This window comes from Azospirillum aestuarii, from assembly GCF_016632405.1.
In the GTDB taxonomy this organism is placed as follows: Bacteria; Pseudomonadota; Alphaproteobacteria; order Azospirillales; family Azospirillaceae; genus Azospirillum; species Azospirillum aestuarii.
In genome coordinates this window covers 750,555-776,215 of sequence record NZ_JAEPIV010000002.1, presented here as the reverse complement: position 1 = coordinate 776,215, position 25,661 = coordinate 750,555, and the positions used below count along the sequence as shown (strand labels likewise).

The following is a 25,661-nucleotide window of genomic DNA, read 5'->3' as shown; positions in this document are numbered from 1 at the left end:
CTCGGTGCTTAAGCCCCGCCCCCGGCTGTGCTAGACCCGTGTCGGAATTCTCCCAGGGAGGCAGGCATGAAGATCGGGGTCGTCGGGTGCGCGGGGCGCATGGGGCAGATGCTGGTGCGCGAGATCGCCGCCACGCCGGGCTGCACGCTGGCCGGCGGCACGGAGCGGGTGGGCGGCCCGGCGCTCGGCAAGGACATCGGCACCCTCGCCGGCCTGGAGCCGCTGGGCGTCGTCGCCATCGACGACGCGGCGGCGCTGTTCGCCGAGGCCGACGCGGTGATCGACTTCACCAGCCCCGAGGCAAGCGTCCGCCACGCCGCGCTGGCCGCCCAGTCGCAGACGGTGCTGGTCATTGGCACGACCGGCATCGGCCCGGCCCAGCAGGACCCCATCGCCCAGGCCGCCACCCACACCCCGATCGTCCAGTCGCCGAACATGTCGCTGGGCGTCAACCTGCTGCTGGCGCTGGTCGAGCAGGTGAGCCGCGCGCTGGGCGACGACTACGACATCGACATCCTGGAGATGCACCACCGCAACAAGGTGGACGCCCCCTCGGGCACCGCGCTCGGCCTTGGGCGCGCGGCGGCGGCGGGCCGCGGGGTGGCGCTGGAGGATGTCTGGCAGAAGGTCCGCGACGGCCACACCGGCGTCCGCCCGCGTGGCGAGATCGGCTTCGCCACGCTGCGCGGCGGCGACGTGATCGGCGACCACACGGTGGTCTTCGCCGCCGAGGGCGAGCGGGTCGAGCTGACCCACAAGGCGTCGGGCCGCCAGATCTACGCCAAGGGCGCCGTCCGCGCGGCGCTGTGGGCCAACGACAAGCAGCCGGGCCTCTACAGCATGAAGGACGTGCTGGGCCTCTGACCGGTCAGGCTGCGGCCTCGTCCTCCGGCAAGGCGTGCCCCTGCTCCCAGGCGAGCAGGGCGCGCTTGCGGGGGATGCCGTAGCGGTAGTTGTGGATGATCCCCGACTTCTGGATCACCCGGTGGCAGGGGATCAGCACGCAGACCGGGTTGCGCCCCACCGCCGCCCCCACCGCCCGCATGGCGGTCGGCTGGCCGATGGCGCGGGCCACGTCCTCGTAGGACACGACGGCGCCGGAGGGGATGCGCAGCAGCGCCTCCCACACCTTGATCTGGAAATTGGTGCCCTTCATCAGCAGGCGCAGCGGTTCACCCCCTGCGGAACCGTCCCAGCGGAAGGCGCGGGCGGCGACCGGGCGGGTGGCGTCGGCGTCCTCGACCAGACGGGCGGCGGGCCAGGCGGCGGCCATCTCGGCCAGCGCGTCGCGCCCGTCCTCCTCCTCGGCGAAGCTCAGCCAGCAGACGCCGCGCTCGGTGGCGGCGACCAGCGACGGGCCGAAGGGCGTCGGGTGCAGGCCCCAGCGGATGGTCAGCCCGCCGCCGAGCGCCTTGTACTCGCCCGGCGTCATCGCCTCGCAGGCGACGAACAGGTCGTGCAGCCGCGACGGGCCGGACAGCCCGACGTCCAGCGCCACATCCAGCACGCTCTGGTTCTCGGCGAGCAGCCGCTTGGCGTTGTCCAGCGTCAGGAACTGCAGAAAGCGCTTCGGGCTGATCCCCGCCCATTGGGTGAACAGCCGCTGGAAATGGAAGGGGCTCATGCCGGCGACCGCAGCCAACTCGTCCAGCCCCGGCTGGTCCTGCCAGTGGTCCACGAGATGACGGATGGCGGCGGCGATGGCGCGGTGGCGCCGCGCATCGACCGGGTCTTCGGCGGGATTCAGGCACGGCATGGCGGTTCTCTCCCAGGCTCCATGACCGGCGCAGGATGCGCCGCCGGAGCGGGCCGACCAACCCGTTTCTTGCGCAAACGCGCCTCGCGGTCAGGGCACCGGTTCGGGATGGCAGGGGGTGCTGCGCCACCGCGCCAGCGCGCCGCGCAGCGCCTTGGCGAAGTCCGCGCGCTCGTCCGGCGTCAGGAAGGCGCCGACGGTCACCGACTGCCCGTGCGAGGTGAGGGTCACCCGGCCGCCGTGCCGGGGCGGGCCGTCCAGGGTGACGCGCAGCCAGTTGGGCTGAAGGCTCCAGCGCCGTTCCGGCTTGTTCCAGGCGACGCGCTGGACGGTCAGGTCGGTGTCGGTCAGGCGCACCCGTTCGTACAGCCGGGCGGCGCGGTTGTTGACGCGAAAGGCCAGCCAGAGGATCACCACGTCCAGCCCGCAGAAGGGCACCACCGGCCACGCCCCATTGGCGGCGAAGATGCTGGCGATCAGCAGGTTGACGAGGATCACGACGCCCATCAGAACACGGAATCCGTGCCGCCCCAGGCTGCGGTGCGGGTGCAGGATCGCGTCGAAGAAGACGCGGGGAGCCGGGGGCAGGGCCGGGGACGGGGTATGACGGGCTATGGTCATGCACACAAACTGGTGCGCATCGGGTGCACCTTCCACCCGGCGCGTTTGCAAGAACAGCCGGGGTCCCGCTATGCTGCGCGCCATGAAGCCCGCCGCCGTTCAGGAATTCTTCCGCCGCCTCAGCGCCGCCAACCCGGAGCCGAAGAGCGAGCTGGAATACGTCAATCCCTACACCCTGCTGGTCGCCGTCGTGCTGTCGGCGCAGGCCACCGATGTCGGCGTCAACAAGGCCACCGGCCCGCTGTTCCAAATCGTCACCACCCCGCAGCAGATGGTGGATCTGGGGGAGGAGCGGCTGCGCGGCTTCATCAAGACCATCGGCCTGTTCAACACCAAGGCGAAGAACGTCATCAGGCTGTCGGAAATCCTGGTCGCCCAGTATGGCGGCGAAGTGCCGCGTGACCGCGAGGCTCTGGAAACCCTGCCCGGTGTCGGGCGCAAGACCGCCAACGTGGTGCTGAACGTCGCCTTCGGCGAGGAGACCATCGCGGTGGACACCCACATCTTCCGCGTCGGCAACCGCACCGGCCTCGCCCCCGGCAAGACGCCCGACGCGGTGGAGGCGAAGCTGCTGAAGGTGGTTCCCAAGGCCTACCGCCGGCACGCCCACCACTGGCTGATCCTGCACGGCCGCTACGTCTGCAAGGCCCGCAAGCCCGATTGCCTCGTCTGCCCGGTCAGCGACCTGTGCGGCTTCAAGGACAAGGTCCTGCCGGCCGCCGTTGTGTGAGCCGCAAGGCGTGATGTTTCCCGTGAAACGCCGCGATCCCCGTAAAAAGAAAAAGCCCGGCGGAGGCTTGATCCCCGCCGGGCTTGATCGCGAACCTGTGTTTAACGGCGTTTAGCCGTCCACCACGATGGGGTCCAGCGGCGCCGGGACCGCTTCCGCCGGCGCGGCGGGGGCCGTGGCGGGCTTGGCCGTCGGGGTGTATTTGCCGATCTCGCCGTTCAGCAGGGCGCCGGCCTCCACCGCCAGCTCGCCGTACTTGATCGAGCCGTTGATCTTGCCGGTGGAGCGCACGGTCAGGCGGCCGCGCACGATGATGTCGCCCTCGAAGCGGCCGCCGATGTCGGCCTCGTCGATCTCCACGGCGCCCTTGAACAGGCCGGTCTCGGCGATCTCGATGGACCGCCCGTCGCGCAGCTTGGCCTCCACCGTGCCTTCGACGACCAGGATGTCGCAGGACCCGATCTCACCGTTCAGCGAGATGTCGCGGCCGACGATCAGGCGACGCTGGTCGCCGGCCAGCGGAGCGGCGGGAGCCGGGGCGACCGGGGCCGGGGCCGCGGCGGGCGCGGCGGCCGGGGCGCCGTACCCCTCGGGACGGCGCGGCGCGGCACCCGGCAGATCGACGGTGCGGCGCGGAATGTCGGTCGGCTTGTAGCTCGAACCGGGGATCGGGGCGCCAGCCGGCGGCTTCGGGGTGCTCGTGTTCATCTCGGGTCCCTTGGAGGAAAACGGCTCGGGTTGCGGCGCGCGAGGGGCCGGGGCGGGGCCGACCGGCGGAGTCGTCGCGGACGGGTTGCTCAGGGAGGCGAGCGGCGACACCGCCGCCGCGGGTTCGGCGGCGCCCGCCTGCGGTGCGGCCGGGGTGGCCGGGTCGGCGCTTTGGGTCTTCGGCGCACCGACGGGCGGATTCTTTCGTCCGAACAGCATGAACGTTGATCCCCAGGTCAGTCAGGTCGTGAAGGTTGGCAGGTCGTTGAAGTCGGGTCATCGGAGGCGTCGCATGACCGGGCCCGACCGACAGCAGCCAAAAGACCACCCCGCCGGGGTAACACGGTCATCCGGCCGGCCGCAAGTGGGCTTTGGTGCACGGTCAGGGCCGCGCCGCGCAGCGGTCCGTCACGGCCCTTCCCGGCGGGAAAGGCCGGTCATGGACACTGGCATGGACCCCGGCATGGCCCCCGTCATGGAATGGTAGACATGGACCATGAAGGCGCTCGCGATCACCGGCACCAACAGGTTGACGAAAGGAATTGTCGAAAGAAAGGCAATTACGGTGCCAGCCAAAAATGGTTTCAACGGGCTGGAACGCCGCAGAAACCCCGCCTCCTTCCGTCCCATCCGCCGGATCGCCACCATCTCGAAATATTCGCGGCCGAGAAGATAGCCGTTGGCGGTGTAGAAGATCAGCAGGTTCAACCCCGGCACCATCAGATACAGGGGCAGGGCGAACAGATTGACCAGCAGCACGATCGCGAAAAAGCGCAGCGCGGTCAGCAGTTCTTCCCCAAGGCCGGTCTGGCGGGGCGGTGGCAACTGGGGATAGTGGCGCCGCTCCACCGCCTGCACCACCTCGTCCAGGAAGAAGCTGGACACCATGCCGACCGTGGCGGGAAACAGCACCCAGGCCAGCAGCAGAACGGCCAGCCCGCCCAGCACGTCCAGCACCCCGTCCACCCAGGCGTAGCCGGTCAGCGCGGTGTGGAACAGCGCCCACCACACGGCCCCGGCCAGCAGGGCGAAGGCCAGGATGGCGGACAGCACGCCGATCCACACGACGCGGCGGGATGCCGGGTCGGAAAGCTGTCCGATGGCGAGAAGCAGGGCGCGGATCATACGGACTCTCTTTCGATGGGGCCGTTGCGGCCGGGCGACGCTTATCTACGACGGCGGACCGTTCCATTCCAGGGGACCTTGCGCCGCGCTTGAGATGTGAGGGCGGGCCGCTATACTCGCGCCCGGTTTTGTTCAGCGGTCCAGACACCGCATTTCCCCAGCATTTCCAAGGAGCGCCCATGGCCACGGCCGAATTCGACGTCACCGGCATCGGCAACGCCATCGTCGACGTGATCGCCCATGCCGACGACGCCTTCCTCACGGCCAACGGCATCGAGAAGGGGGCGATGACGCTGATCGACGCCGCCCGTGCCGAGGAGCTGTACGGCCGCATGGGTCCGGGCATCGAGGTGTCGGGCGGCTCCGCCGGCAACACCATGGCCGGCATCGCCTCGCTGGGCGGCAAAGGCGCCTACATCGGCAAGGTCCACGGCGACCAGCTCGGCCAGGTCTTCCGCCACGACATCCGCGCCGCCGGCGTCCGTTTCGAGACGGCGGCCGGCCATGGCGGCGCCCCGACCGCGCGCTGCCTGATCCTGGTGACGCCGGACGCCCAGCGCTCCATGAACACCTTCCTCGGCGCCTGCGTGGAGCTGGGGCCGGAGGACATCGACGAGGCGCTGATCGCCAACTCGCAGGTCACCTATCTGGAAGGCTACTTGTGGGACCCGCCCCGCGCCAAGGAGGCCTTCCGCAAGGCGGCGTCCACCGCCCACGGCGCCGGGCGCAAGGTCTCGCTCTCGCTGTCCGACAGCTTCTGCGTCCACCGCCACCACGCGGAGTTCCTGGACCTCGTCGAGGGCCATGTCGACATCCTGTTCGCCAACGAGCATGAGATCACCGCCCTCTACAGGACCGACCGCTTCGAGGACGCGCTGGAGGCGGTGAAGCGCCTCGGCAAGACCGCCGCCCTGACGCGCAGCGAGAAGGGCGCCGTCATCGTCTCCGGCGGCGAGGTGGTCGAGGTTCCCGCATCCCCGGTGGCCCGCGTGGTCGACACCACGGGGGCCGGCGACCTCTACGCCGCCGGCTTCCTCTACGGCTACACCCGCGGGATGGCTCCGGCGGTCTGCGGCCGCATCGGCGCGCTGGCCGCGGCGGAAATCATCAGCCACGTCGGCGCCCGTCCGGACGTCGTGCTGGCCGATCTGCTGCCGGATCTGCTGAAAGACGCGGGCGTTCCGGCCTAATTGCCGGAACAGCACCTGTAGGGTATAAGCTGGCGGACCTTCCCGTCCGCCGGCTCCGCCCCCATGCAAGTCTATCTGCCGATCGCCGAGATGTCGGTCAACGCCCTGCTCGTGCTCGGCATGGGGGGGCTCGTCGGCTTCCTGTCCGGCATGTTCGGGGTGGGCGGCGGCTTCCTGATGACGCCGCTGCTGATCTTCATCGGCGTCCCGCCCGCCATCGCGGTGGGCACCCAGGCCAACCAGCTCGTCGCCGCCAGCGTGTCGGGGGTGCTCGCCCACTGGCGGCGCGGCAACGTGGACGTCAAGCTGGGCGTCGTCATGCTGCTGGGCGGCATGGTCGGCACGGTGGTCGGCGTCTGGATCTTCTCCATATTGCAGCGGATCGGCCAGATCGACGCGGCGATCACGCTGTCCTACGTCTTCTTCCTCGGCACCATCGGCACGATGATGATGGTGGAGGCCAGCCGCGCGCTGATCCGCCGCCGCGCCCCCACGGCCAAGCGGGGCAAGCTGCACCGCCACATCTGGCTGCACGGCCTGCCGCTGAAGATGCGGTTCCACCGCTCGAAGCTCTACATCTCCGCCCTGCTGCCGGCCGGCATCGGGGCGATCGGCGGGATGCTGGTGGCGATCATGGGCATCGGCGGCGGCTTCATGCTGGTGCCGGCGATGATCTATCTGCTGAACATGCCGACCGGGCTGGTGGCCGGCACCTCGCTGTTCCAGATCATCTTCACCACGGCCATGGCGACGCTGCTCCAGGCGGCGACCAACCAGACGGTGGACGTGATGCTGGCGCTTCTGCTGCTGATCGGCGGCGTGGTCGGCGCGCAGTTCGGCACCAAGGCCGGTGGCCGGCTGCGCGGCGAACAGGCGCGCCTGCTGCTGGCCTCGCTGGTCGTCGCGGTGGCGCTGAAGCTCGCCTTCGATCTGGTGATGGAACCGAACGACGTCTTCACCATCTCGACGAGGATGTCGTGAGCGCTGTCCGCAAGGGCGCCGGGCGGCTGTGGTCCGTCCGGATCGCCGGCGGGCTGGTGGGGCTTCTGGCGGGGGTGTTCCTGGCCGCCACGGTCTGGGCGCAGCAGCTCGTCGCCGACCTGTCCAGCCACCTGATCGCCATCACCACCGGCTTCACCGGGACGGAGGTCGTGCTGTTCGGCACCACCGACGGGGCGGGCGACGTCGCCATCGTGGTGACCGGCCCGCGCACCCCGGTCACCGTGCGCCGCAAGGAGCGCATCGCCGGCATCTGGATCAACGCGCGCAGCGTGCGGTTCGAGCAGGTGCCCGGTTACTACATGGTCGCGACGAACCGCCCGCTGGACCAGTTCGTCGGCCGCCCGGTGCTGGAGCGCCATCAGATCGGGCTGCCGAATCTCCAGCTCGGCCCGCGCGAGCAGCTGGCCCCGGACCAGCTCGCCCTGTTCCGCTCGGCCCTGATCCGCAACAAGCAGCGGGCCGGGCTCTACGGCATCACGCTGGGGCAGGTGGCCTTCCTGGGCGAGCGGCTGTTCCGGACCAACATCTATTTCCCGGCCAACGTGCCGACGGGCCTGTACAATGTGGAAGCGCTGCTGATCCGCGACGGCGAGGTGGTCAGCGCCCAGACCACGCCGCTGGTGGTGTCCAAGGTCGGCTTCAGCGCGGAAATCTACGACTTTGCGCGCAACCAGCCGATGATTTACGGTGTTGCCGCGGTGATTGGCGCCATCGCCGCCGGCTGGCTGGCCGGCGCCATCTTCCGGAGGGTGTGACCCATGTCCGATCCGATTGCCACCGATCCGATTGCGTCCATTCCGACCGCGCCCGATCCGGCCGTTTCCGAACCGGAAGTTACGGCCAAGCTGCCGGTTCGCATCTTCCTGGTCGTGGTGGACGAGAGCCCGGAGCTTCAGCTCGCCTTGCGCTACGCCTGCCTGCGCGCCCGCAAGTCGGGGGGCAAGGTGGCGCTGCTCTACGTCATCGAGCCCGGCGAGGTGCAGCAGTGGCTGGCCCTGGAGAACCTGATGCGCGAGGAGCAGCGCGCGGAGGCGGAGCAGAAGCTGCAGAAGCTGGCCCGCGACGTGAACCGGCTGACCGGCACCCTGCCGGCCCTGTACGTGCGCGAGGGCAACCGCCGCGACGAGGTGCTGGCCCTGATCGACGAGGAGCCGAGCATCTCCATCCTCGTGCTGGCCGCCGGCGTCGATCCGGAGGGGCCGGGGCCGCTGATCTCCTACTTCACCAATCGCGGCCTCGCGAAGATGCGCATTCCGCTGACCATCGTGCCGGGCGGCATCGGCATCGACGCGCTGGACGCCATCACTTAGGGCGTCTCAACGTCCATAGAGGGCGGTAAGGCTGCGCTGGTCGATGTCGGACCGGTCGTCGGTCAGCACCGGGTGCCCGGCCAGTTCGGCAGGGGCCAGCGTCTCCAGGATGCGCGACGCCGCGTACGTCGCACCCGCCGGAGCGGCGCGCAGGCGTACGCTCAGATCCTCAAGCGTACGCGTCTCCTTTGTGGCGATCAGCAGGTAGTTCCCGCGCCCGGCGTCGGCGACGTACACCGACGGGAAGACCGCCCCCTGCGTCGCCGCCAGCGGCCCGACCAGAGCGTCGCGGTCCATCGGGGAGGCGATGTTCATGACCAGCACGCCGCCCGGCGCCACCCGCCGCTCCACCGCCGCGAAAAACTCCCTGGTCGCCGTGAAGAAGGGAATTAGCGCGGTCGAGTAGAGGTCGACGATCACCACGTCGTGCTGCTCCGGCGACCGCTCGACATGGCGGCGGGCGTCCTCCACGGCGACGCGCACCTCGGGCCGCAGGCCGAACTTCTCGCGCGCCACCTCGACCACCGCTGGGTCCAGCTCAACTCCCAGGATGTCGGCGCCCGGCCAGACGTCGAGGATCTCCTTGGCTGCGGCCCCGCCGGCCAGTCCCAGCACCAGGACGCGCGTGCCGTTTCCCAGGGCCGGGACGGCGGCGAACAGGTCGTAATAGAGGCCGGTCGGGCCGCCGTCCTTGCGCAGCCGCGACTGGGTTGCCCAGGCCACGTTCAGGTGCAGGCGGATCTGCTCGGCGTCCTCCTGCACCATGATCGTGTTGTGCGGCGTCTCGCGGTAGAGGGCGAAGCCCTGCCCCTCGCCATGGCCGGCGGCCCAGGCCAGGGGAACCGCCAAGGCCGCGGCGGCGGCCACCCGTTTCCCACCCGGAATGAACAGGCAGGCGAGCGCCGGCAGCACCGCCGCCAGGGCGTAGCCCGCCGACACCCCGACCTGCGGGATCGCGTAGAAGGAGGCGAAGAAGGTGCCGCCGATGCTGCCCAGCGTGCCGACCGCGTAGATCCGCCCCGCCGCCGCCGCACCGGTCAGGCTGCTCAAGCCCGCGCAGATCGGCGACACCATGGCCAGCGCGAAGGAGGGCAGTCCCAGGATCAGCGCCGCCCCGACGACCGACCCCTCCACCGCGTTGAAGCGGCCCGCGGCGTCTGCCAGCATCGGCTTGCCCAGCCAGGGCGTCAGCGCCGCCGCGGCGACCCCGGCCAGCAGCGCGGCGCGCAGCGCCGGCACCGCCTTCGGCCCGTCGCCGAGCTGCCCGCCGGTCCAGTAGCCGGCGGCCATGAAGGTCATCACCACGCCGATGACGGCGCCCCACTGATAGACCGAATAGCCGAAATGCGGCGCCATCAGCCGCCCGCCGAGGATTTCCATCATCATCAGCGACCAGCCCGCCGAGAAGGCGGCGGCGGCCAGCGCGAAGGAGCGGAGGGATGGGCGGGCGGGGGAGGGATCGCGACCGCTCAAGGCCGGCGACCGGGGGTTCGTTGCAGCGCCCTATTCATCGGTCCCTGTCTTCTCCTTCAGCCCATAGACCTCTATCGGGTCGTTCAGCCCCTTCACCGGGTGCCAGCCGACCGAGACGAGGCGGCTGGCGCAGGCCTCGGCCACCTCGGCGGAGGTCAGGACGTTGCGGTCCAGGCGGCTGCACAGCCCCTCGATCCGGCTGACCAGATTGACCGCCGGGCCGATCACGGTGAAGTCCAGCCGGTTGGCGGAGCCGATGTTGCCATACATGACCTCGCCCATGTGGAGCGCGATGCCGCAGCGCAGGGTCGGCTGGCCCCAGGCGGAGCGCTCGGCGTTGCGGGCGGCCATGTCGGTCAGGGCCTCCTGCGCGGCGTCCAGCGCCTTGGTGCAGGCGGCGGCCCCGGTCGGGTCGCTCTCCTCCAGCGGGAAGATGGCCAGCATGGCGTCGCCGATGAATTTCATGATCTCGCCGCCGCGGCTTTCCACGGCACCGCCCATGATCTCGAAATAGCCGTTCAGCAGGGCGATCAGCTCCTCCCGCGGCAGCCGGTCGGCCAGCGAGGTGAAGCCGCGCAGGTCGCAGTACCACAGCACGGCGCGGACGTTGGCGCCGGTGCCGCGCCGGATGTCGCCGGACAGGATGCGCGCGCCCGTCCGGTGGCCGACATAGGTGTCCAGAACCGTCGTCGCCAGCCGCCGCAGCGCCAGCGTCTCCAACACCGCGCCCAGCGCCGGCAGCACCGCGTCGACCAGCGCCAGATCGGCGGTGGAGAAGCCGCCCGGCCGGTCGGTGGTGAAGCTCAGCACGTTGCGCCGTCCCCCGGCGAACAGCACCGTCATGGCGACATAGTCCGTCGCCCCCTGCGCCTTCAGCTCGGCGAAGACCGGGTATGGGTAGGGCGGCTCCATCTGCTCCAGCCGGTAGCGCAGGCCGTCGGCGCCGTCCTCGATCAGCGTGGCGAAGGGGCTGGTCAGATATTCGGTGCTGGTCTCCGTGCCGTGGGCGCGGGTGGCGATCTCCACCTGCTCGGCGTTGCGGCGCCAGAAGAAGGCGATGGTGCGGATCTGCGGGTGCAGCAGGGGCAGGGCGCAGACCACGCGCAGCAGCGGGACGCCGGACGCCATCAGGCGCCGGCAGAAGCGGTCCATCATCGGCTCGAAGCCGGGGGCGTGCCGGCCTTCCAGCAGCAGCCATTCGACGACCTCCCGCGCGGCGTCGTCGATGGTGGGGGCCGCAGGGGTTGCCGGTGCGGTGGCCGCGGGCGGTGCCATGCTCACGGATCGATAACCATAAAGATGCGATGCTTGATCTGTCGGCGGATTCTGCCCAAGTTTCGCCTACGCCGCCAGTGTTGTTCGGCGCCGATGGAGGATATCACCATGTTCATTCAGACCGAGCAGACGCCCAACCCGGCGACTCTCAAGTTCCTGCCGGGGCGTGACGTGCTCGGACGCGGCACCGCGGACTTCCCGTCCCGCGATGGTGCCGCCGCTTCGCCGCTGGCCCAGCGGCTGTTCGAGATCGACGGGGTCCAGGGCGTCTTCCTGGGCGCCGACTTCGTGACCATCACCAAGGCCGGCGACAAGGAGTGGTTCCTGCTGAAGCCGTCGATCCTCGGCGTCATCATGGAGCATTTCACCGCCAACCGCCCGGTGCTGCTGGAAGAGGCGGCCGGCGACGGCCACGCAGCCAGCGCGGACGACGACGAGATCGTCACCCAGATCAAGGAGCTGCTGGACACCCGCGTGCGCCCGGCGGTGGCCCAGGACGGCGGCGACATCACCTTCTACGGCTTCGAGGAGGGCGTGGTGTATCTGGAGATGAAGGGGGCCTGCTCCGGCTGCCCCAGCTCCACCGCCACGCTGAAGGCCGGCATCGAGAACATGCTGCGCCACTACATCCCCGAGGTGGTCGAGGTCCGCGCCGTCCGCTGACGGCATCCACCGGCGGGCGCGGTCCGAACGGACGGACCGCGCCCGCCGATGTCGCACTCTGCGCTTATTCCGGAACGACGAACTGCATGCCCAGCCAGCGCCACCGTCCTTCGGGGGCGGGCAGGGTGCAGTTCACGCGCGTCCGGCCCGGCGGGAAGGGGTCGCGGATGCGCACCTCCACCCGGTCCTCGGTCACGCGCTCCAGCGCCGTCCGGCCCTGGCCGGCGGCGAAGCAGGCCAGCCGCGCGATGTCGCCGACCTCGTCCGACACGGTGAAGCCGATCGACGGCGGGTTGACGGTCAGCAGCGGATCGTCGGGCGTCAGGTCGGTCACTGGCAGCGGCAGCGCGTTGGCGGCCAGCCGGAAGCGGTCCACGCTGCCGAAACTCTCGTTCATCAGGAAGCGGGGCAGGGTCGCCCGGTCGACCTGCGGATGCAGGACGCCCGATTGCTGGCCGAAGGCGGCGGCGAAGCCCTGCTCCGTCACGATGGTCCGCAGCGCCGACGACACCTCGCCCTGCGGATAGGCGAACAGCGCGGGGCGCTGGCCGGTTTCCGCCTGAAGCCGGTCGGCCATGCGGCGCAGCTCCGCCTTCACCTCCTCGGCGGGGCGGGACACCAGCGACTGGGTGGAGGCGCCGAGCCCGCCGAGTGTGACCCCGGCGGCAGCGAGCTGCCGCACCTCCGCCCAGCTCATATGAGCGGGCGACCCGCGGTCGAGGGCGTCGGTCGCCACGAACAGGGTGAAGGGCAATCCCGCCGCCTTCAGCCGCGGCCATGCCTCGCGGAAGGCGGAGCGGCTGGCCTCGTCGATGGTGATCGCCACCGTCCGGTCGGGCAGCGGCGCACCGTTGCGCAGCGCCTCCAGGATGCGGGGCAGGGGCAGGACTTGGTAATCGCCGTCCTGAAGCTCGTCCAGATGGGCTTCGAACTGGTCGATCCGGATGCTGATGGACGGGGTCTGGTCCTCGCCGAAACGGTCGTAGGCGAAGACGACGGCGGTGCTCACCGTCCCGTCCGCCGCAACGCCGGGCGCCGCAACGCCGGGGCTTCCCGCCAGGGCCTGGAAAGCCCAGGCGGCGGCCACGGCGAAGACGGTGGCGGCGCGGCGGAACGGCATGGCGGCCTGTCGTGGGTCCGGAACGGTCGCGCGGCCGGACGGTGGTCCGGGCTGCGCCTCGGCTGGTGTGGCACAGGCACGCCGCCGGGAACAAGTCCGCAACACATACGGCGTGCTTCAGGCATCTTTCGTGATGCAGCCTTGCAACAACCCCTGTGACATTAGGCCCTATGGCGTCCGGTCGCGGACCCGGTGTCCGCCGCCGGTTCGCCAGGGGCCGGTTCGCCAGGGGCCGGTTCGCCAGGGGCCGGTTCGCCAGGGGCCGGTTCGTTGGGGCTCAGCCCATCATCAGCCCGCCCAGGGCGGCGTCGGTCAGCAGTGGGTAGCGCTGCTCGTCCGGCAGTTGATAGTGCCACCACTCGCAGCTGTAATGCCGCCAGCCCGCCGCCGTCATGACGCCGAGAAGGGCGGCGCGGTTGCGCTGCTGCTCGATGGTCAGGTCGGTGCGGCCATGGTGGGACAGCTCGGTCATGTCGTCGAAGCCGGTGCCCATGTCCAGCGGGCGTCCGGTCCCGTCGGCCAGCGTCAGATCCACCGCGACGCCGCGGGAATGGGTGGAGCCGCCCGACGGATCGGCGATGTAGGACGGGTCGGGCAGTGCCCGCCACAAGGCCCATTGCGCCTCGACCGGGCGGAAGGCATCGTACAGCCGCAACCGGCAGCCGATGCCGCGCGCCAGCCGGATCGCCGCGCGCAGCGCCGCCGCCGCGTCGGGGTGCAGCAGGCAACGCGGGTGCCGGTAAATGGGCACCCCGGTAAGGTTCTCCGGCGTGGCGTACAGCAGCTCGATGTCGACGTCGAAGTCCGGTGGTGCGATGGGTGTGAGCATGATCCATGCCGTCAGGGAAGGTCGGGGCTGTCTATCACGCTCTTGACCCAGGCTTGAAGTGGGGCTTTGAAGATGGCGGATCTGACGACGCGTGTGAGGCGATGAGAGTTCTGGGACTGGACACGGCGACCTCCGGCTGCTCAGCCGCGCTGTGGGACGACGGCGCCGTCACCGCGCGGCGGCGCGAGCCGATGGCCCGCGGGCAGGCGGAAGCGCTGGTGCCGCTGGCGCAGGCCGCGCTGGCGGAGGCGGGATGCGCCTTCGACGCGCTGGACCGCATCGCCGTGACCGTGGGGCCGGGCGCCTTCACCGGGCTGCGCATCGCGCTGGCCGCGGCGCGCGGCTTCGCCCTGGCCGCCGGCTTGCCGGTGGTCGGCGTGACCAGCTTCGACGCGATCGTCCATGGATTGCCGGAAACGGAGCGGGCCGGCCGTGCCGTGCTCGTCGCCGTGGACTCCCGCCGCACCGAGCCGTTCCTGCAACTTTTCCATCCGGACCTGACTCCCTTGGGCGAGCCGGCGATGCTGGAACCCGCCGCGGTGCCGGGCTGGCTGGACGGGCTGCTGCCCACGGGGCCGCTCCTGGTGGCCGGCGACGGGGCCGGTCCGTTGCGGCCGCTTCTGGAAGACCGCGCCAAGACGGACTTCGCGGCCGGGCCGGGCACGCCCGACGCCGCCGTGGTCGCGGCGCTGGGTGCCGTGCGGGAGGTCGGACTGCCGGCCCAGCCCTTCTACCTGCGTCCGCCCGACGTTTCCCTGCCGCGGAAGACGGCATGACGGCGGCCCCGCCCGAGACGTTCCGCCCCCGGACGTCCGATCCGGCGCGTCTTCAGACCGCCGGCCTCGCCGACGCCGCGGTGATCGCGGCCTTGCAGCAGGGCTGCTTTCCCGACGATCCCTGGGGCGGCGAGGCGGTCGCCAGCTTGATCGGCCAGCCCGGCTTCTTCGCCGCGCTGGCCTTGCGGGAGGGCGCGGAGGGCGACGATCCGGTCGGCTTCCTGCTGGCGCGGGTCGCCGCCGAGGATGGCGAGATCATCGCCGTCGGCGTCCGTGCCGACGCGCGGGGGCAGGGCCTCGGGCGGCGGCTGGTCGCGGCGGCGTTGGACGGCGCGCGGGCGCTGGGTGCCACGGCGCTGTTCCTGGAAGTCGCCGAAGACAATGGTATGGCGCAATCCCTGTATAAATCCTGTGGTTTCTTTCCGGTGGGCCGTCGTCCCGGCTATTACCGCAGGGTGGACGGAAGGGTTGCCGCCCTGGTGTTGCGGTATTCGTACACCGACAAATAAACATTAACCTTTCTGAATCCACAGGCGATGCACCCCCTCCGGCTCATCCGGATTTTCGGGCGTCACGGCGAGAATGGAGTGACCCAGTTCGGCTAAGGATCGGGGCACATTCTCCAAGGGTTCGCCAGCGTTCAGCCGGACTTCAAGCGTTTGCCCGGCGGCCATGCGCTCCACCGACAACTTGGTCTTGACGAAGGTTAACGGGCACACCTCGCTGGTGATGTCCAAAAACAAATCCGGAGATTTTTTTTCGTACACTGCTTCCTCTTTAAGAGCAAAGGATGGATATTGCGCGCGGCCTCAAACCTCTTTATATGGAGAGGAACGCCAAGCTGCGGAGCAAGCTTACATGAGCAATGGTACCCCTTCCAACGCGCTGTTGTCTCTGACTACGGAGATCGTGGCGGCGCATGTCTCGAACAATACAGTCGCTCTCGGCGATCTTCCGACGCTGATTGAGCAGGTCTACAAGTCACTCGCGAATGTCGGGACCGAGCCGGTTGCGACGGAGGAGCGTCCGCAGCCCGCGGTGCCCATCAAGAAGTCCGTCACTCCCGACTACATTGTGTGCCTGGAGGATGGCAAGAAGCTGAAGATGCTGAAGCGCCATCTGAAGACGGCCTACGACATGTCGCCGGAGGAATACCGCGACCGCTGGGGCCTGCCGGCCGACTATCCGATGGTCGCCCCGAACTACGCCCGCCAGCGCAGCTCGCTGGCCAAGCAGATCGGTCTCGGCACCCGCGCCCGTCGCGGCGCGGCCTAAGGTCCATCGGGCTTGTGCGTTGGTGTCCGGCGGACCGCCGCCGTTCGGTCCGGTCCGCCCCGGAACCCCACCGCCCGGATGTGATCTTTTCTTCCTTCCCGCGTGATCATTACTGTCCCGCCTTGCCGCCGTCCCCGTTCGCCGGGGCCGGACCTTGCGGCTTGCCCGGAGTCCGGGCTTGCCGGGGACGGTTTCGTCACGTCGCGGTTGACCGGCAACCGCCCATTCGTGTTATCCCTGTTCCGTGCCCGACCGGGCTCCGGAAGGAGAACCGGCGGTTGCCGCGACCCGAACAACGCCAGCGAAGCGTCGAGTATGGCTGATACAGGCACGGACCAGGGCAGCTCTTCGGATCTGCGCATGGGCTCCCTCGAAGTGCGGCTGGCCGAAACCGCCGCCGAGATCGATTGGGCGCAGGCGTTGCGCTACCGCGTCTTCTATGAGGAGATGTCGGCGGTGCCGTCGCCGGAGATGGCCGCGCGCCATCGCGACTTCGACGATTTCGACACGATCTGCGACCATCTTCTGGTCATCGACCACGCCCGCGGCGACGGCCCGGAGTCCGTGGTCGGCACCTACCGGCTGATCCGCCGCCCGGCGGCGGCCAAGGCCGGGCGCTTCTATTCCAGCGACGAATACGACATCGGGCGGCTGCTCAGCTATCCGGGGGAGATCCTGGAGCTGGGGCGGTCCTGCGTCGATGCCGCCTACCGCACGCGCGGCAGCAGCATGCAGCTGCTGTGGCGCGGCATCGCGGCCTACGTCTTCCACCACGACATCGCGGTGATGTTCGGCTGCGCCAGCCTGCCGGGCACCGACCCGGTGGCGATGGCCGAGCCGCTTGCCTACCTGCATCATTTCCATCTGGCCCCGGCGGAGCTGCGTCCCGTGGCGCTGCCGGAACGCTATGTCGGCATGGACCTGATGCCCCGCGAGCGGATCGACCCGAAGCGCGCGCTGACCGTTCTGCCGCCGCTGATCAAGGGCTATCTGCGGCTGGGCGGCTTCATCGGCGACGGCGCGGTGATCGATCACCAGTTCAACACCACCGACGTGTCGATCGTGGTGAAGACGGACCTGATCACCAACAAATACTCCAAGCATTACGAGCGGCGCAGCCGCGACGCCCAGATCGCGTGATTCAAGATCGCATCGGCAAGCGGGCGCATCGGGAGGCGGATGGCATGACGGCGGTGGATGCAACCGGTGCGCGTGCCCTGGGATCGCCGGTGCGGGGCGGACTCCGCCTGGCCGTCTATCTGCTGTGGACGCTCCTGCTGATCCCGGTGCAGGCGCTGGCCGTCGCGCTGCGCTCGCCGCTGCGCCACCGCATCCCCCAGGTCTATCACCGGGTCTGCGCCGCCATCCTGGGCATCGGCGTCGTGGTGCGCGGCCAGCGCGCGGCGGACGGGCCGGTGCTGTTCGTCTCCAACCACTCCTCCTACCTCGACATCACGGTGCTGGGATCGGTCATTCCGGGCTCCTTCGTGGCGAAGAGCGAGGTGGCCGGCTGGCCCTTCTTCGGGGTGCTGGCGAAGCTCCAGCAGACCGTCTTCGTGGAGCGCAGGGCCCGCTCCGGGGTGGAGAAGCAGCGGGACGAGCTGGGCGCCCGGCTGGACGCCGGCGACAGCCTGATCCTGTTCCCCGAAGGCACCTCCAGCGACGGCAACCGCACGCTCCCCTTCAAGACGGCGCTGTTCGCGGTGGCTGCCCGGCGCATCGGGGACCGGCCGCTGACCGTGCAGCCGGTCAGCATCGCGCCGACGCGGCTGGACGGCATCCCGATGGGGATCGCCTTCCGTCCCTATTACGCGTGGTACGGCGACATGGATCTCGCCCCCCATCTGTGGACCGTCTTCACGCTGGGCCGCATGACGGTGGAGGTGGAGTTTCATCCCCCGGTGACCATCGACGGCTTCTCCAGCCGCAAGGCCCTGGCCGACCATTGCCAGCGCGCCGTCGCCCGGGGCGTGGAGCGCGCGGTGTCCGGACGGCCGATGCCCTCTGTCGTCCCGTGACGGAAACTTTCCACTCCGCGAAATGGGCCGCGAAATGAATGGTCGGCCCGCGGGCACGATTGACTCGTTTTCCCGCAATCGTGCTACCATATCGGTAGGGTGCGATGCCGCGACGCGGCGGGTCGCGCGCCGGATTGCGCCGCTTTGCCGGTGCCGTTCAGGCGCGCGTTTTTGTATTGGCCGAGATCGCGTTTGGTCCGGATCGTTCAGCGCTGTGGAAGGGATCGTTGAGTAAGAAGCTCTTCATCAAGACCTGGGGTTGCCAGATGAATGTCTATGACTCCGCCCGCATGGCGGATGTCCTGGCACCCCTGGGCTACCGGCCGGTGGACGAGCCGGACGGCGCCGACATGGTGATCCTCAACACCTGCCACATCCGTGAAAAGGCCTCCGAGAAGGTGTTTTCGGAACTGGGCCGGATGCGCCAGCTCAAGGACGTCAAGGCCGAGGCCGGCGACGGCCGGATGATCGTCGCCGTGGCCGGCTGCGTCGCCCAGGCCGAGGGCGAGGAGATCGTCGCCCGCGCCCCCTTCGTGGACATGGTGTTCGGGCCGCAGACCTATCACACCCTGCCGGAGATGGTGGCGAAGGCCAGCCGCAAGGCGGGCAGCGTGCTGAACACCGACTTCCCCGTGGAGTCCAAGTTCGACTTCCTGCCGGACGAGAGCGCCAGCCAGGGCGTCTCCGCCTTCCTGGCGGTGCAGGAGGGTTGCGACAAGTTCTGCACCTTCTGCGTGGTGCCCTACACCCGCGGCGCCGAATTCTCGCGGCCCGGCACCCAGATCCTGGCGGAGGCCCGGCGTCTCGTCGCCGGCGGCACGCGGGAGATCAACCTGCTCGGCCAGAACGTCAACGCCTGGCACGGCGAGGGGCCGGACGGCACCAGCTGGGGCCTCGGGCGGCTGGTCCGCGAGCTGGCGGAGATCGACGGGCTGGAGCGCATCCGCTACACCACCTCGCACCCGCGCGACATGGAGGACGACCTCATCCGCGCCCACGCCGAGGTGCCGCAGCTCATGCCCTACCTGCATCTTCCGGTGCAGGCCGGGTCCGACCGCGTGCTGGCGGCGATGAACCGCAAGCACACGGCGGACGACTACCGCCGCATCGTCGAGCGGCTGCGCGCCGCCAAGCCGGATCTGGCGCTGTCGGGCGACTTCATCGTCGGCTTCCCTGGCGAGAGCGACGCCGACTTCGCGGCGACCCTGCGCCTCGTCACCGACGTCGGCTACGCCCAGGCCTATTCCTTCAAGTACAGCGCGCGCCCTGGCACCCCGGCGGCGCTGGAGCATGGCCAGCTGCCGGAGGACGTCAAGGACGCCCGTCTCGCCGCGCTCCAGCAATTGCTGAACGCGCAGCAGCAGGCCTTCAACCAGAGCTTCGTCGGGTGCACCGTGCCGGTCCTGTTCGACCGCGTCGGCAAGCGCGCCGGCCAGCTCCTCGGCAAGAGCCCCTATCTGCAGTCGGTGCACGCCGACGCCAACGAGCGGCTGCTCGGCCGCATCGTCGCGGTGCGCATCGACGCCGCCCATCCGAACAGCCTTGCCGGCAGCGTGGCGACCGGTGAATACCGCAGCTCCGCCACCGGCACGCAACCCGTGGAGGCGACCGTTTGAACGGCTTGCCCGATCAGCGTCCCGATCAACGCCCAGATCAACGGATCGATCTGAATTTCGACGACAACCGGCTCCTGCCGATGCTGTACGGGGAGCATGACCGCCACCTCGCCCGCATCGAGAACCAGCTGGGCGTCTCCCTGATCTCCCGCGGCAACACGCTGACCATCGCCGGTCCGGCGGAGTCCTCGGAGGCCGCCCGTTCGGCCATCGACGCCCTCTACGAGCGGCTGAAGCGCGGCATGACCGTCGGCACCGGCGAGGTGGACGCCGCCGTCCGCATGGCGACCGGCGTCGGCGGTGCGGTGCGCGACCAGAACCTGGCGACGCTCAGCCGGGGCGAGGTCGCGGTGCGCACCCGCCGCAAGGGCGCCATCACCCCGCGTTCCCCCATGCAGGCGGCCTATCTCCAGGCTTTGGCCGAAAGCGAGATGGTCTTCGGGCTCGGCCCCGCCGGCACCGGCAAGACCTACCTCGCCGTCGCGCAGGCGGTGGCTCTGCTGACCACCGGCCAGGTGGACCGCATCATCCTGTCACGCCCCGCCGTCGAGGCCGGGGAGCGTCTGGGCTTCCTGCCCGGCGACCTCAAGGAGAAGGTGGACCCCTATCTGCGCCCGCTCTACGACGCGCTGCACGACATGCTGCCGGCGGAGCAGGTGAAGAAGCGGCTGGAGTCCGGCGAGATCGAGATCGCGCCGCTCGCCTTCATGCGCGGGCGCACGCTCGCCAACGCCTTCGTCATCCTGGACGAGGCGCAGAACACCACGCCGATGCAGATGAAGATGTTCCTCACCCGCCTGGGCGAGGGGGGCCGCATGGCGGTCACCGGTGACATCTCCCAGACCGACCTGCCGGCCGGCGCCAAGTCCGGCCTGCGCGAGGCGCTGGATATCCTGGAGGGGGTGGAGGGCATCCGCTTCGTCCATTTCACCGCCGCCGACGTGGTGCGCCACCCTCTGGTCGCCCGCATCATCCGCGCCTATGACCATGCCGAAGGCCAACGCAAGCCCGCCCCCCGGCGGGCCGCCGCGGACGGCGGCGGGCCGGCGGCGGATGCGGAGGGAACACCGTGATGGCCGTCGATGTCGTCGTTTCACGTGAAGCGGGCGATTGGGCGGAGAACGCCGAGTGGCTGTGCGAACGCGCGGCACTCTCCGCGCTCTCCGTCACCTACGACGAGGACGAGGGGCCGGCGGAACTGTCCGTCGTGCTGGCCGACGACGCGCTGGTGCACCGCCTGAACCGCGAATACCGTGGCAAGGACAAGCCGACCAATGTGCTGTCCTTCGCCCTGACCGAAGCGGAGGAGCCCGAACTGGGCGAGGACGCACCGGTCATGCTGGGCGACGTGATCCTGGCCTGGGAAACCGTCGCCCGCGAAGCCGCCGAGCAGGGTAAAACCCCTTCGGACCATATGACCCACCTTGTGGTGCATGGCGTTCTTCATTTGCTCGGGTATGATCACGAGACGGATGACGAGGCCGAGGAGATGGAGCAGCTCGAAACCGACGTGCTCGCGACCCTCGGCATCGCCGATCCGTACGCCGCCACGCGCTCTCCGCCCGGAGAGGCGAATTTGGACGAACAACCGCCGGACCGATGAGCGAGATTTCCGACAGTCGAACGCCCCGTGAAGACGGGGCCGAAGATCAGCAATCCTTGGGCCACCTGTTTCGCGGGTGGATGAGGACCGTCCTGGGGGGGCGCGACGACGCCACCCTGCGCGCCACGATCGAAGACCTGATCGAGGATCAGGACAGCGGCGAGGGATCGCTGGGGGCGGGCGAGCGCGCCCTGCTCGCCAACATCCTGAAGCTGCGCGACCGCGCCGTCGACGACGTGATGGTGCCCCGCGCGGACATCGTGGCGGTGGATGTGGACACGCCGTTCCCCACCCTGGTCCAGCGCATGGCGGAGGAAGCCCATTCCCGCCTGCCGGTGTTCCGTGAAACGCTCGACGACGTCGTGGGCATGGTCCACATCAAGGACGTTCTGGTGGCGATGGCCAGCCGGACGCCGGTCGAACTGAAGGACATCGTGCGCGATCTCAGCATCGTCGCGCCCAGCATGCCGGTGGTCGACCTGCTGGTGCAGATGCGCCAGAAGCGCCAGCACATGGCGTTGGTGGTGGACGAGTTCGGCGGCATCGACGGCCTTGTCACCATCGAGGATCTGGTCGAGGAGATCGTCGGCGAGATCGAGGACGAGCACGACGAGGAGGCAACTCCCCATTTCGTGGAGCGTCCCGACGGCACGATTCTCGCCGACGCCCGCGTCTCCATCGAGGATTTCGAGGACCGCGTCGGCGCCTTCCTGACCGAGGAGGAGCGCGAGGACGTCGACACGCTTGGCGGTCTCGTCGTGTCGCTGGCCGGACGGGTGCCGGGCCGCGGGGAGACGCTGACCCACCCCTCCGGCCTGGAGTTCGAGATCGTCGAGGCCGACCCCCGCCGCATCAGACGGCTGCGCGTCCGCACCGCTCCCGCCGAGAATTCCGCCCTGGCCGAGGTCGGGTAAAGCCCCGCCGGGTATTTTCACCACGAAGACACGAAGGACACAAAGACGGCGCAAAGAGGCTCTACCGCATCCCCGGAAACACGGGCGGAGCGGGGGGCTTCTTCGTAACCCTCTTCGTGCCTTCGTGTCTTCGTGGTGATTTCGTTTCCAGACCGGCACGATTGTCTCGTCCGCCGAACCGGCCCACCCGCTTCCGGAGTTCCATTCCTTGACCGCCACCGACATGACGACCACCCCGGCCCGGCTGGGCCGCCTGTCCGCGGGCTTGGCCGGGCTGACCGGTTGGCGCAGGCTGCTGGCGGCGGCGGGATTCGGCGGGTTGGCGACGCTCGCCCTGCCGCCGGCCGGCGTGGTCCCGCTGCTGCTGATCGCCTTTCCGGGGCTGCTCTGGCTGCTCGACGGGGCGCGGACCAAGCGGCAGGCCTTCGCGGTGGGCTGGTTCTTCGGCTTCGCCCATCATCTGCTCGGCCTCTACTGGATCAGCGCGGCGCTGTTCACCGACATCGAGCGCTTCTGGTGGGCGCTGCCGTTGTCGGCGGCGGGTCTGCCGATCCTGCTGGCGATGTTCACCGGCTTCGCCACGCTGCTGGTCTGGATGCTGCGGGTCAGGGGGGTGGGGCAGGGGCTGGGGAAGGCGGTCCTGTTCGCCGCCTCCTGGGCGCTGTTCGAATGGCTGCGCGGCCATGTCTTCACCGGCTTCCCGTGGAACCTCGTCGGCTATGGCTGGACGGGCGTTCTGCCGGTTCTGCAAGGCGTCTCGCTGATCGGCATCTACGGGCTCAGCCTGCTGACCGTGCTGGTGGCGTCGCTGCCGGCGGGTCTGGCCGACATGGCGGTGCCGCGCCGCCGCGCCTGGGGAGCACTGGCCGCCGGGCTGGCGCTGTTCGCGGCGTTGGGCGCCTGGGGCGCGCTGCGGCTGGCTGGGGCGTCCGATGCGACGGTGCCCGGTGTGCGGTTGCGGCTCGTCCAGCCGGCCATCGACCAGCGGCTGAAATGGGCGGCGGGCGAGCGGGTGCGCAACGTCCAGCAGCAGATGGAACTCTCCGTGGCCCCGTCCAGTGAGCCGGTCACCCATGTGATCTGGGCGGAGACCGCGGTGCCGCTGTTCCTCGACCAGGACGCGCGCCTGCGTCAGGCGCTGGGGTCGGTCACGCCGCCCGGCGGGCTGCTCATCACCGGGGTGCCGCGCATGGAGGCCGGACCGGACGGCGCGCCGCTCTATTACAACAGCCTGGCGGCGGTCGACGGCAGCGGCGCGGTGACGGGGCGCTTCGACAAGTTCCACCTCGTGCCCTTCGGCGAATACATGCCGTTGCGCCGCTGGCTGCCGGTCGGGGCCATCGCCGGCAACGGGGCCGAGTTCTCCGCCGGGCCGGGGCCGGTGTCGCTCGATCTCAAGGGCCTGCCGCCGGTCAGCCCGCTGATCTGCTACGAGGTGATCTTCCCGGACGCCGTGCTGCCCGCCGCGGAGGAGGGCGCCGGACGGCCGCGCTGGATGCTGAACCTGACCAACGACGCCTGGTACGGCAACACCGCCGGTCCTTACCAGCATTTCGCCATCGCCCGGACCCGCGCGGTGGAGGAGGGAATGCCGCTGGTCCGCGTCGCCAACACCGGCATCTCCGGCGTGGTGGACCCCCACGGCCGCATCACAGCCATGCTGCCGCTTGGTCACAGGGGTGTGGTCGATGCGGCCTTGCCGGAAGCGTTGCCCACCCCCACTCTCTACGGACGTGTGGGCGATGGCGCGTTTGGGTTGCTTCTTTTGACCTGTTTCGCGGTGGGCCTGCGCGCACGACATCGCAGTTAGCGCATCCGAGACTCTTTTTTCAATCACGCGCATCGGGAGCGCTCGGGCGCGCTTGACTGCATACATGGATATGTCGTATCAAGGTTGCACAACTGTTTCAGGGAATTAGAGCAATGCAAGCAACGCCAGCGCGGGGCCGCCGGGCCACTGCCGGCCGTCCCAAGACGGGAAAGCCGAACCCGATCGACGTTCACGTCGGTTCCCGCGTCCGGTTGCGCCGGACCCTTCTGGGCATGAGCCAGGAAAAGCTGGGCGAGGCCATCGGCCTGACCTTCCAGCAGGTGCAGAAGTACGAGCGCGGCGCCAACCGCATCGGTGCGTCGCGCCTGTTCGACCTCAGCCGCGTCCTGGACGTTCCGGTGTCCTTCTTCTTCGACGACATGCCGGCGGAAGCCGCCGCGGCTCCGGTTGACGACGAAGAGGGCAACGCCGCCGGTTTCGAGGAGCGTTCGGGCGGCTACGAGCCGGACCCGATGGCCAAGCGCGAGACGCTGGAGCTGGTGCGCGCCTACTACCGCATCAACGACCCGTCGGTGCGCAAGCGCCTGTTCGAGCTGACCAAGGCCGTTGCCAATTCCGGCATGGTCGAAGCGGCCGAATAACACGGTTTAGAGACCTGAGCCGAACAACCGGAAGCAATCCGGACGGCAGGAAGATTGGGGAACGCGGCCCTCCGGCCCGTTCCCCGATGTCGTTTTAAAGCGAATTTCCGGCGGCCTCCTCCAACCCCGGGGAGATTGCTTGACCTGGAACGCAAACCTTGCCACATACGGAAAATGACTGGCTTTCCGTGGGTGCTGCGCCGGTCTCCCAATCTGCTTTTGTTGAATAGCCCCCGTCCATTGCCGAGGTTCGTCGTGGCCAAGCTCAACTACGTGTTCACCAGCGAGTCCGTGTCCGAAGGCCATCCGGACAAGGTGTGCGACCGCATCTCCGACGCCATCGTCGATCTCTACCTGTCGCACGATCCCTACGCCCGCGTGGCGGTGGAAACGCTGGCGACCACCAACCAGATCGTGCTGGCGGGCGAGGTGCGCGGGCCGGAGAGCATCACCCCCGACATGCTGGTCCAGGTCGCCCGCGCCGCCGTGAAGGACATCGGCTACGAGCAGGATGGCTTCCATTGGGAGAAGATGGACGTCAAGTGCTTCGTCCACTCGCAGTCCGCCGACATCGCGGTCGGCGTCGACGCCGCGGGTGAGAAGGACGAGGGCGCCGGCGACCAGGGCATCATGTTCGGCTACGCCTGCAACGAGACGCCGGCGCTGATGCCGGCGCCGATCTACTACAGCCACGCCATCCTGAAGTCGCTGGCCGAGGCCCGCCATTCCGGCGCCGCCCCGCAGCTCGGCCCCGACGCCAAGAGCCAGGTGACGCTGCAGTACGAGAACGGCAAGCCGGTGCGCGCCACCGCGGTGGTCGTCTCCACCCAGCACGCCGACGGCCTGACCCAGGAGGAGGTGCGCGAGATCGTCCGTCCGCACGTCCTGAACGTCCTGCCCGCCGGCTGGATGTGCGACGAGGCGAACTTCTACGTCAACCCGACCGGGCGCTTCGTCATCGGCGGCCCGGACGGCGACGCCGGCCTGACCGGGCGCAAGATCATCGTCGACACCTACGGCGGCGCCGCGCCGCACGGCGGCGGCGCCTTCTCCGGCAAGGACCCGACCAAGGTCGACCGCTCCGCCGCCTATGCCGCGCGCTACCTCGCCAAGAACGTGGTCGCCGCCGGCCTAGCCGAGCGCTGCACGATCCAGCTTTCCTACGCCATCGGCGTGTCGAAGCCGCTGTCGGTCTATGTCGACACCCACGGCACCGGCACGGTCGACGAGGACCGGCTGTCGGAG

The 25,661-nt window shown here is 69.5% G+C and carries 28 protein-coding genes; 19 read left to right on the top strand and 9 right to left on the bottom strand.

What is annotated here, in order from left to right:
- Positions 1 to 66 precede the first annotated feature (66 nt).
- Positions 67 to 864, top strand: coding sequence for a 4-hydroxy-tetrahydrodipicolinate reductase (gene dapB, locus JJL56_RS08295; protein ID WP_145623137.1), 798 nt, complete (start codon positions 67 to 69; stop codon positions 862 to 864).
- A gap of 4 nt (positions 865 to 868) precedes the next feature.
- Here the strand turns inward: dapB and JJL56_RS08290 are convergent, their stop codons facing one another.
- Both JJL56_RS08290 and JJL56_RS08285 read right to left on the bottom strand, forming a co-directional pair.
- A complete protein-coding gene (locus JJL56_RS08290; protein ID WP_200484881.1) occupies positions 869 to 1,756 on the bottom strand; it encodes a methylated-DNA--[protein]-cysteine S-methyltransferase in 888 nt (295 codons plus the stop codon).
- Positions 1,757 to 1,846: 90 nt separating this feature from the next.
- Entirely contained in the window at positions 1,847 to 2,377 is a 531-nt protein-coding gene (locus JJL56_RS08285; protein ID WP_200484880.1) for a DUF2244 domain-containing protein, read from the bottom strand.
- A gap of 70 nt (positions 2,378 to 2,447) precedes the next feature.
- On the opposite strand from JJL56_RS08285, the gene nth reads away from it, so the two are divergent.
- Entirely contained in the window at positions 2,448 to 3,107 is a 660-nt protein-coding gene (gene nth / locus JJL56_RS08280; RefSeq protein ID WP_247890975.1) for an endonuclease III, read from the top strand.
- Positions 3,108 to 3,218: 111 nt separating this feature from the next.
- On the opposite strand, the gene JJL56_RS08275 is transcribed toward nth, so the two are convergent.
- Together JJL56_RS08275 and JJL56_RS08270 are read right to left on the bottom strand one after the other, a co-directional pair.
- Entirely contained in the window at positions 3,219 to 4,034 is an 816-nt protein-coding gene (locus JJL56_RS08275; RefSeq protein WP_200484879.1) for a bactofilin family protein, read from the bottom strand.
- 189 nt (positions 4,035 to 4,223) lie between these two features.
- A complete protein-coding gene (locus JJL56_RS08270; RefSeq protein WP_200484878.1) occupies positions 4,224 to 4,940 on the bottom strand; it encodes an EI24 domain-containing protein in 717 nt (238 codons plus the stop codon).
- Between the two features lie 179 nt (positions 4,941 to 5,119).
- Here JJL56_RS08270 and JJL56_RS08265 point away from each other — a divergent pair, with 179 nt between their 5' ends.
- From JJL56_RS08265 to JJL56_RS08250, 4 genes are all read left to right on the top strand, one after another.
- The gene (locus JJL56_RS08265) at positions 5,120 to 6,130 is read left to right on the top strand and encodes an adenosine kinase (protein ID WP_200484877.1); all 1,011 of its coding nucleotides are present in this window, start codon (positions 5,120 to 5,122) and stop codon (positions 6,128 to 6,130) included.
- Between the two features lie 63 nt (positions 6,131 to 6,193).
- Positions 6,194 to 7,111, top strand: a complete 918-nt coding sequence (locus JJL56_RS08260) for a sulfite exporter TauE/SafE family protein (RefSeq protein WP_145623131.1) — start codon at positions 6,194 to 6,196, stop codon at positions 7,109 to 7,111.
- Positions 7,108 to 7,887 carry a TIGR02186 family protein gene (locus JJL56_RS08255; protein WP_145623130.1) on the top strand — a complete coding sequence of 260 codons (780 nt, stop codon included), beginning with the start codon at positions 7,108 to 7,110 and terminating at the stop codon, positions 7,885 to 7,887. The genes JJL56_RS08260 and JJL56_RS08255 overlap by 4 nt, the downstream gene beginning before the upstream one ends.
- Before the next feature lie 3 nt (positions 7,888 to 7,890).
- Positions 7,891 to 8,442, top strand: a complete 552-nt coding sequence (locus tag JJL56_RS08250; RefSeq protein ID WP_145623129.1) for a universal stress protein — start codon at positions 7,891 to 7,893, stop codon at positions 8,440 to 8,442.
- A gap of 6 nt (positions 8,443 to 8,448) precedes the next feature.
- On the opposite strand, the gene JJL56_RS08245 is transcribed toward JJL56_RS08250, so the two are convergent.
- A complete protein-coding gene (locus JJL56_RS08245) occupies positions 8,449 to 9,915 on the bottom strand; it encodes a fused MFS/spermidine synthase (RefSeq protein ID WP_200484876.1) in 1,467 nt (488 codons plus the stop codon).
- Between the two features lie 30 nt (positions 9,916 to 9,945).
- Positions 9,946 to 11,190 carry an adenylate/guanylate cyclase domain-containing protein gene (locus JJL56_RS08240; protein ID WP_200484875.1) on the bottom strand — a complete coding sequence of 415 codons (1,245 nt, stop codon included), beginning with the start codon at positions 11,188 to 11,190 and terminating at the stop codon, positions 9,946 to 9,948.
- A gap of 108 nt (positions 11,191 to 11,298) precedes the next feature.
- On the opposite strand from JJL56_RS08240, the gene JJL56_RS08235 reads away from it, so the two are divergent.
- Positions 11,299 to 11,853: a NifU family protein gene (locus JJL56_RS08235; RefSeq protein ID WP_014238873.1), complete on the top strand. Its 555-nt coding sequence runs from the start codon at positions 11,299 to 11,301 to the stop codon at positions 11,851 to 11,853.
- A gap of 64 nt (positions 11,854 to 11,917) precedes the next feature.
- On the opposite strand, the gene JJL56_RS08230 is transcribed toward JJL56_RS08235, so the two are convergent.
- Together JJL56_RS08230 and ddpX are read right to left on the bottom strand one after the other, a co-directional pair.
- Complete coding sequence (locus JJL56_RS08230; protein ID WP_145623126.1) at positions 11,918 to 12,973, bottom strand: polysaccharide deacetylase family protein; 1,056 nt, start codon at positions 12,971 to 12,973, stop codon at positions 11,918 to 11,920.
- 277 nt (positions 12,974 to 13,250) lie between these two features.
- Positions 13,251 to 13,802 carry a D-alanyl-D-alanine dipeptidase gene (gene ddpX, locus JJL56_RS08225; RefSeq protein ID WP_145623125.1) on the bottom strand — a complete coding sequence of 184 codons (552 nt, stop codon included), beginning with the start codon at positions 13,800 to 13,802 and terminating at the stop codon, positions 13,251 to 13,253.
- A gap of 101 nt (positions 13,803 to 13,903) precedes the next feature.
- Between ddpX and tsaB the strand changes: the two genes are divergently transcribed.
- Positions 13,904 to 14,578, top strand: coding sequence for a tRNA (adenosine(37)-N6)-threonylcarbamoyltransferase complex dimerization subunit type 1 TsaB (gene tsaB / locus JJL56_RS08220; RefSeq protein ID WP_145623124.1), 675 nt, complete (start codon positions 13,904 to 13,906; stop codon positions 14,576 to 14,578).
- A complete protein-coding gene (locus JJL56_RS08215; protein ID WP_200484873.1) occupies positions 14,575 to 15,087 on the top strand; it encodes a GNAT family N-acetyltransferase in 513 nt (170 codons plus the stop codon). The genes tsaB and JJL56_RS08215 overlap by 4 nt, the downstream gene beginning before the upstream one ends.
- Positions 15,088 to 15,090: 3 nt before the next feature.
- On the opposite strand, the gene JJL56_RS08210 is transcribed toward JJL56_RS08215, so the two are convergent.
- Positions 15,091 to 15,345: a sulfurtransferase TusA family protein gene (locus tag JJL56_RS08210; protein WP_145623122.1), complete on the bottom strand. Its 255-nt coding sequence runs from the start codon at positions 15,343 to 15,345 to the stop codon at positions 15,091 to 15,093.
- Between the two features lie 91 nt (positions 15,346 to 15,436).
- Here JJL56_RS08210 and JJL56_RS08205 point away from each other — a divergent pair, with 91 nt between their 5' ends.
- From JJL56_RS08205 to metK, 10 genes are all read left to right on the top strand, one after another.
- Complete coding sequence (locus tag JJL56_RS08205) at positions 15,437 to 15,853, top strand: Ros/MucR family transcriptional regulator (protein ID WP_145623121.1); 417 nt, start codon at positions 15,437 to 15,439, stop codon at positions 15,851 to 15,853.
- A 315-nt stretch (positions 15,854 to 16,168) separates the two neighbouring features.
- On the top strand, positions 16,169 to 16,993 hold the full coding sequence (locus JJL56_RS08200) for a GNAT family N-acetyltransferase (protein WP_145623120.1): 825 nt from the start codon (positions 16,169 to 16,171) through the stop codon (positions 16,991 to 16,993).
- Between the two features lie 44 nt (positions 16,994 to 17,037).
- The gene (locus JJL56_RS08195; protein ID WP_200484871.1) at positions 17,038 to 17,871 is read left to right on the top strand and encodes a lysophospholipid acyltransferase family protein; all 834 of its coding nucleotides are present in this window, start codon (positions 17,038 to 17,040) and stop codon (positions 17,869 to 17,871) included.
- A 227-nt stretch (positions 17,872 to 18,098) separates the two neighbouring features.
- Positions 18,099 to 19,487, top strand: a complete 1,389-nt coding sequence (gene miaB, locus JJL56_RS08190) for a tRNA (N6-isopentenyl adenosine(37)-C2)-methylthiotransferase MiaB (protein ID WP_200484870.1) — start codon at positions 18,099 to 18,101, stop codon at positions 19,485 to 19,487.
- A 5-nt stretch (positions 19,488 to 19,492) separates the two neighbouring features.
- Positions 19,493 to 20,560, top strand: a complete 1,068-nt coding sequence (locus JJL56_RS08185) for a PhoH family protein (protein WP_145623356.1) — start codon at positions 19,493 to 19,495, stop codon at positions 20,558 to 20,560.
- Positions 20,560 to 21,090: an rRNA maturation RNase YbeY gene (ybeY, locus tag JJL56_RS08180; RefSeq protein ID WP_145623117.1), complete on the top strand. Its 531-nt coding sequence runs from the start codon at positions 20,560 to 20,562 to the stop codon at positions 21,088 to 21,090. Before JJL56_RS08185 ends, ybeY begins: the two co-directional genes overlap by 1 nt.
- The gene (locus JJL56_RS08175) at positions 21,087 to 22,004 is read left to right on the top strand and encodes a hemolysin family protein (protein WP_186452778.1); all 918 of its coding nucleotides are present in this window, start codon (positions 21,087 to 21,089) and stop codon (positions 22,002 to 22,004) included. Before ybeY ends, JJL56_RS08175 begins: the two co-directional genes overlap by 4 nt.
- A gap of 208 nt (positions 22,005 to 22,212) precedes the next feature.
- Complete coding sequence (gene lnt / locus JJL56_RS08170) at positions 22,213 to 23,814, top strand: apolipoprotein N-acyltransferase (protein ID WP_200484868.1); 1,602 nt, start codon at positions 22,213 to 22,215, stop codon at positions 23,812 to 23,814.
- Between the two features lie 113 nt (positions 23,815 to 23,927).
- Entirely contained in the window at positions 23,928 to 24,416 is a 489-nt protein-coding gene (locus JJL56_RS08165; protein WP_145623114.1) for a helix-turn-helix domain-containing protein, read from the top strand.
- A 255-nt stretch (positions 24,417 to 24,671) separates the two neighbouring features.
- Positions 24,672 to 25,661: methionine adenosyltransferase (gene metK, locus JJL56_RS08160; protein ID WP_345772553.1), on the top strand; the 990-nt coding region annotated here is incomplete at its 3' end.

What these genes read in the sequence shown, in the direction of transcription:
- dapB (WP_145623137.1), top strand. Translation starts at nt 67, where the DNA reads ATGAAGATCGGGGTCGTCGGGTGCGCGGGGCGCATGGGGCAGATGCTG.
- JJL56_RS08290 (WP_200484881.1), bottom strand. Translation starts at nt 1,756, where the DNA reads ATGCCGTGCCTGAATCCCGCCGAAGACCCGGTCGATGCGCGGCGCCAC.
- JJL56_RS08285 (WP_200484880.1), bottom strand. Translation starts at nt 2,377, where the DNA reads ATGACCATAGCCCGTCATACCCCGTCCCCGGCCCTGCCCCCGGCTCCC.
- nth (WP_247890975.1), top strand. Translation starts at nt 2,448, where the DNA reads ATGCTGCGCGCCATGAAGCCCGCCGCCGTTCAGGAATTCTTCCGCCGC.
- JJL56_RS08275 (WP_200484879.1), bottom strand. Translation starts at nt 4,034, where the DNA reads ATGCTGTTCGGACGAAAGAATCCGCCCGTCGGTGCGCCGAAGACCCAA.
- JJL56_RS08270 (WP_200484878.1), bottom strand. Translation starts at nt 4,940, where the DNA reads ATGATCCGCGCCCTGCTTCTCGCCATCGGACAGCTTTCCGACCCGGCA.
- JJL56_RS08265 (WP_200484877.1), top strand. Translation starts at nt 5,120, where the DNA reads ATGGCCACGGCCGAATTCGACGTCACCGGCATCGGCAACGCCATCGTC.
- JJL56_RS08260 (WP_145623131.1), top strand. Translation starts at nt 6,194, where the DNA reads ATGCAAGTCTATCTGCCGATCGCCGAGATGTCGGTCAACGCCCTGCTC.
- JJL56_RS08250 (WP_145623129.1), top strand. Translation starts at nt 7,891, where the DNA reads ATGTCCGATCCGATTGCCACCGATCCGATTGCGTCCATTCCGACCGCG.
- JJL56_RS08240 (WP_200484875.1), bottom strand. Translation starts at nt 11,190, where the DNA reads ATGGCACCGCCCGCGGCCACCGCACCGGCAACCCCTGCGGCCCCCACC.
- JJL56_RS08235 (WP_014238873.1), top strand. Translation starts at nt 11,299, where the DNA reads ATGTTCATTCAGACCGAGCAGACGCCCAACCCGGCGACTCTCAAGTTC.
- JJL56_RS08230 (WP_145623126.1), bottom strand. Translation starts at nt 12,973, where the DNA reads ATGCCGTTCCGCCGCGCCGCCACCGTCTTCGCCGTGGCCGCCGCCTGG.
- ddpX (WP_145623125.1), bottom strand. Translation starts at nt 13,802, where the DNA reads ATGCTCACACCCATCGCACCACCGGACTTCGACGTCGACATCGAGCTG.
- tsaB (WP_145623124.1), top strand. Translation starts at nt 13,904, where the DNA reads ATGAGAGTTCTGGGACTGGACACGGCGACCTCCGGCTGCTCAGCCGCG.
- JJL56_RS08215 (WP_200484873.1), top strand. Translation starts at nt 14,575, where the DNA reads ATGACGGCGGCCCCGCCCGAGACGTTCCGCCCCCGGACGTCCGATCCG.
- JJL56_RS08205 (WP_145623121.1), top strand. Translation starts at nt 15,437, where the DNA reads ATGAGCAATGGTACCCCTTCCAACGCGCTGTTGTCTCTGACTACGGAG.
- JJL56_RS08200 (WP_145623120.1), top strand. Translation starts at nt 16,169, where the DNA reads ATGGCTGATACAGGCACGGACCAGGGCAGCTCTTCGGATCTGCGCATG.
- JJL56_RS08195 (WP_200484871.1), top strand. Translation starts at nt 17,038, where the DNA reads ATGACGGCGGTGGATGCAACCGGTGCGCGTGCCCTGGGATCGCCGGTG.
- ybeY (WP_145623117.1), top strand. Translation starts at nt 20,560, where the DNA reads ATGGCCGTCGATGTCGTCGTTTCACGTGAAGCGGGCGATTGGGCGGAG.
- JJL56_RS08175 (WP_186452778.1), top strand. Translation starts at nt 21,087, where the DNA reads ATGAGCGAGATTTCCGACAGTCGAACGCCCCGTGAAGACGGGGCCGAA.
- JJL56_RS08165 (WP_145623114.1), top strand. Translation starts at nt 23,928, where the DNA reads ATGCAAGCAACGCCAGCGCGGGGCCGCCGGGCCACTGCCGGCCGTCCC.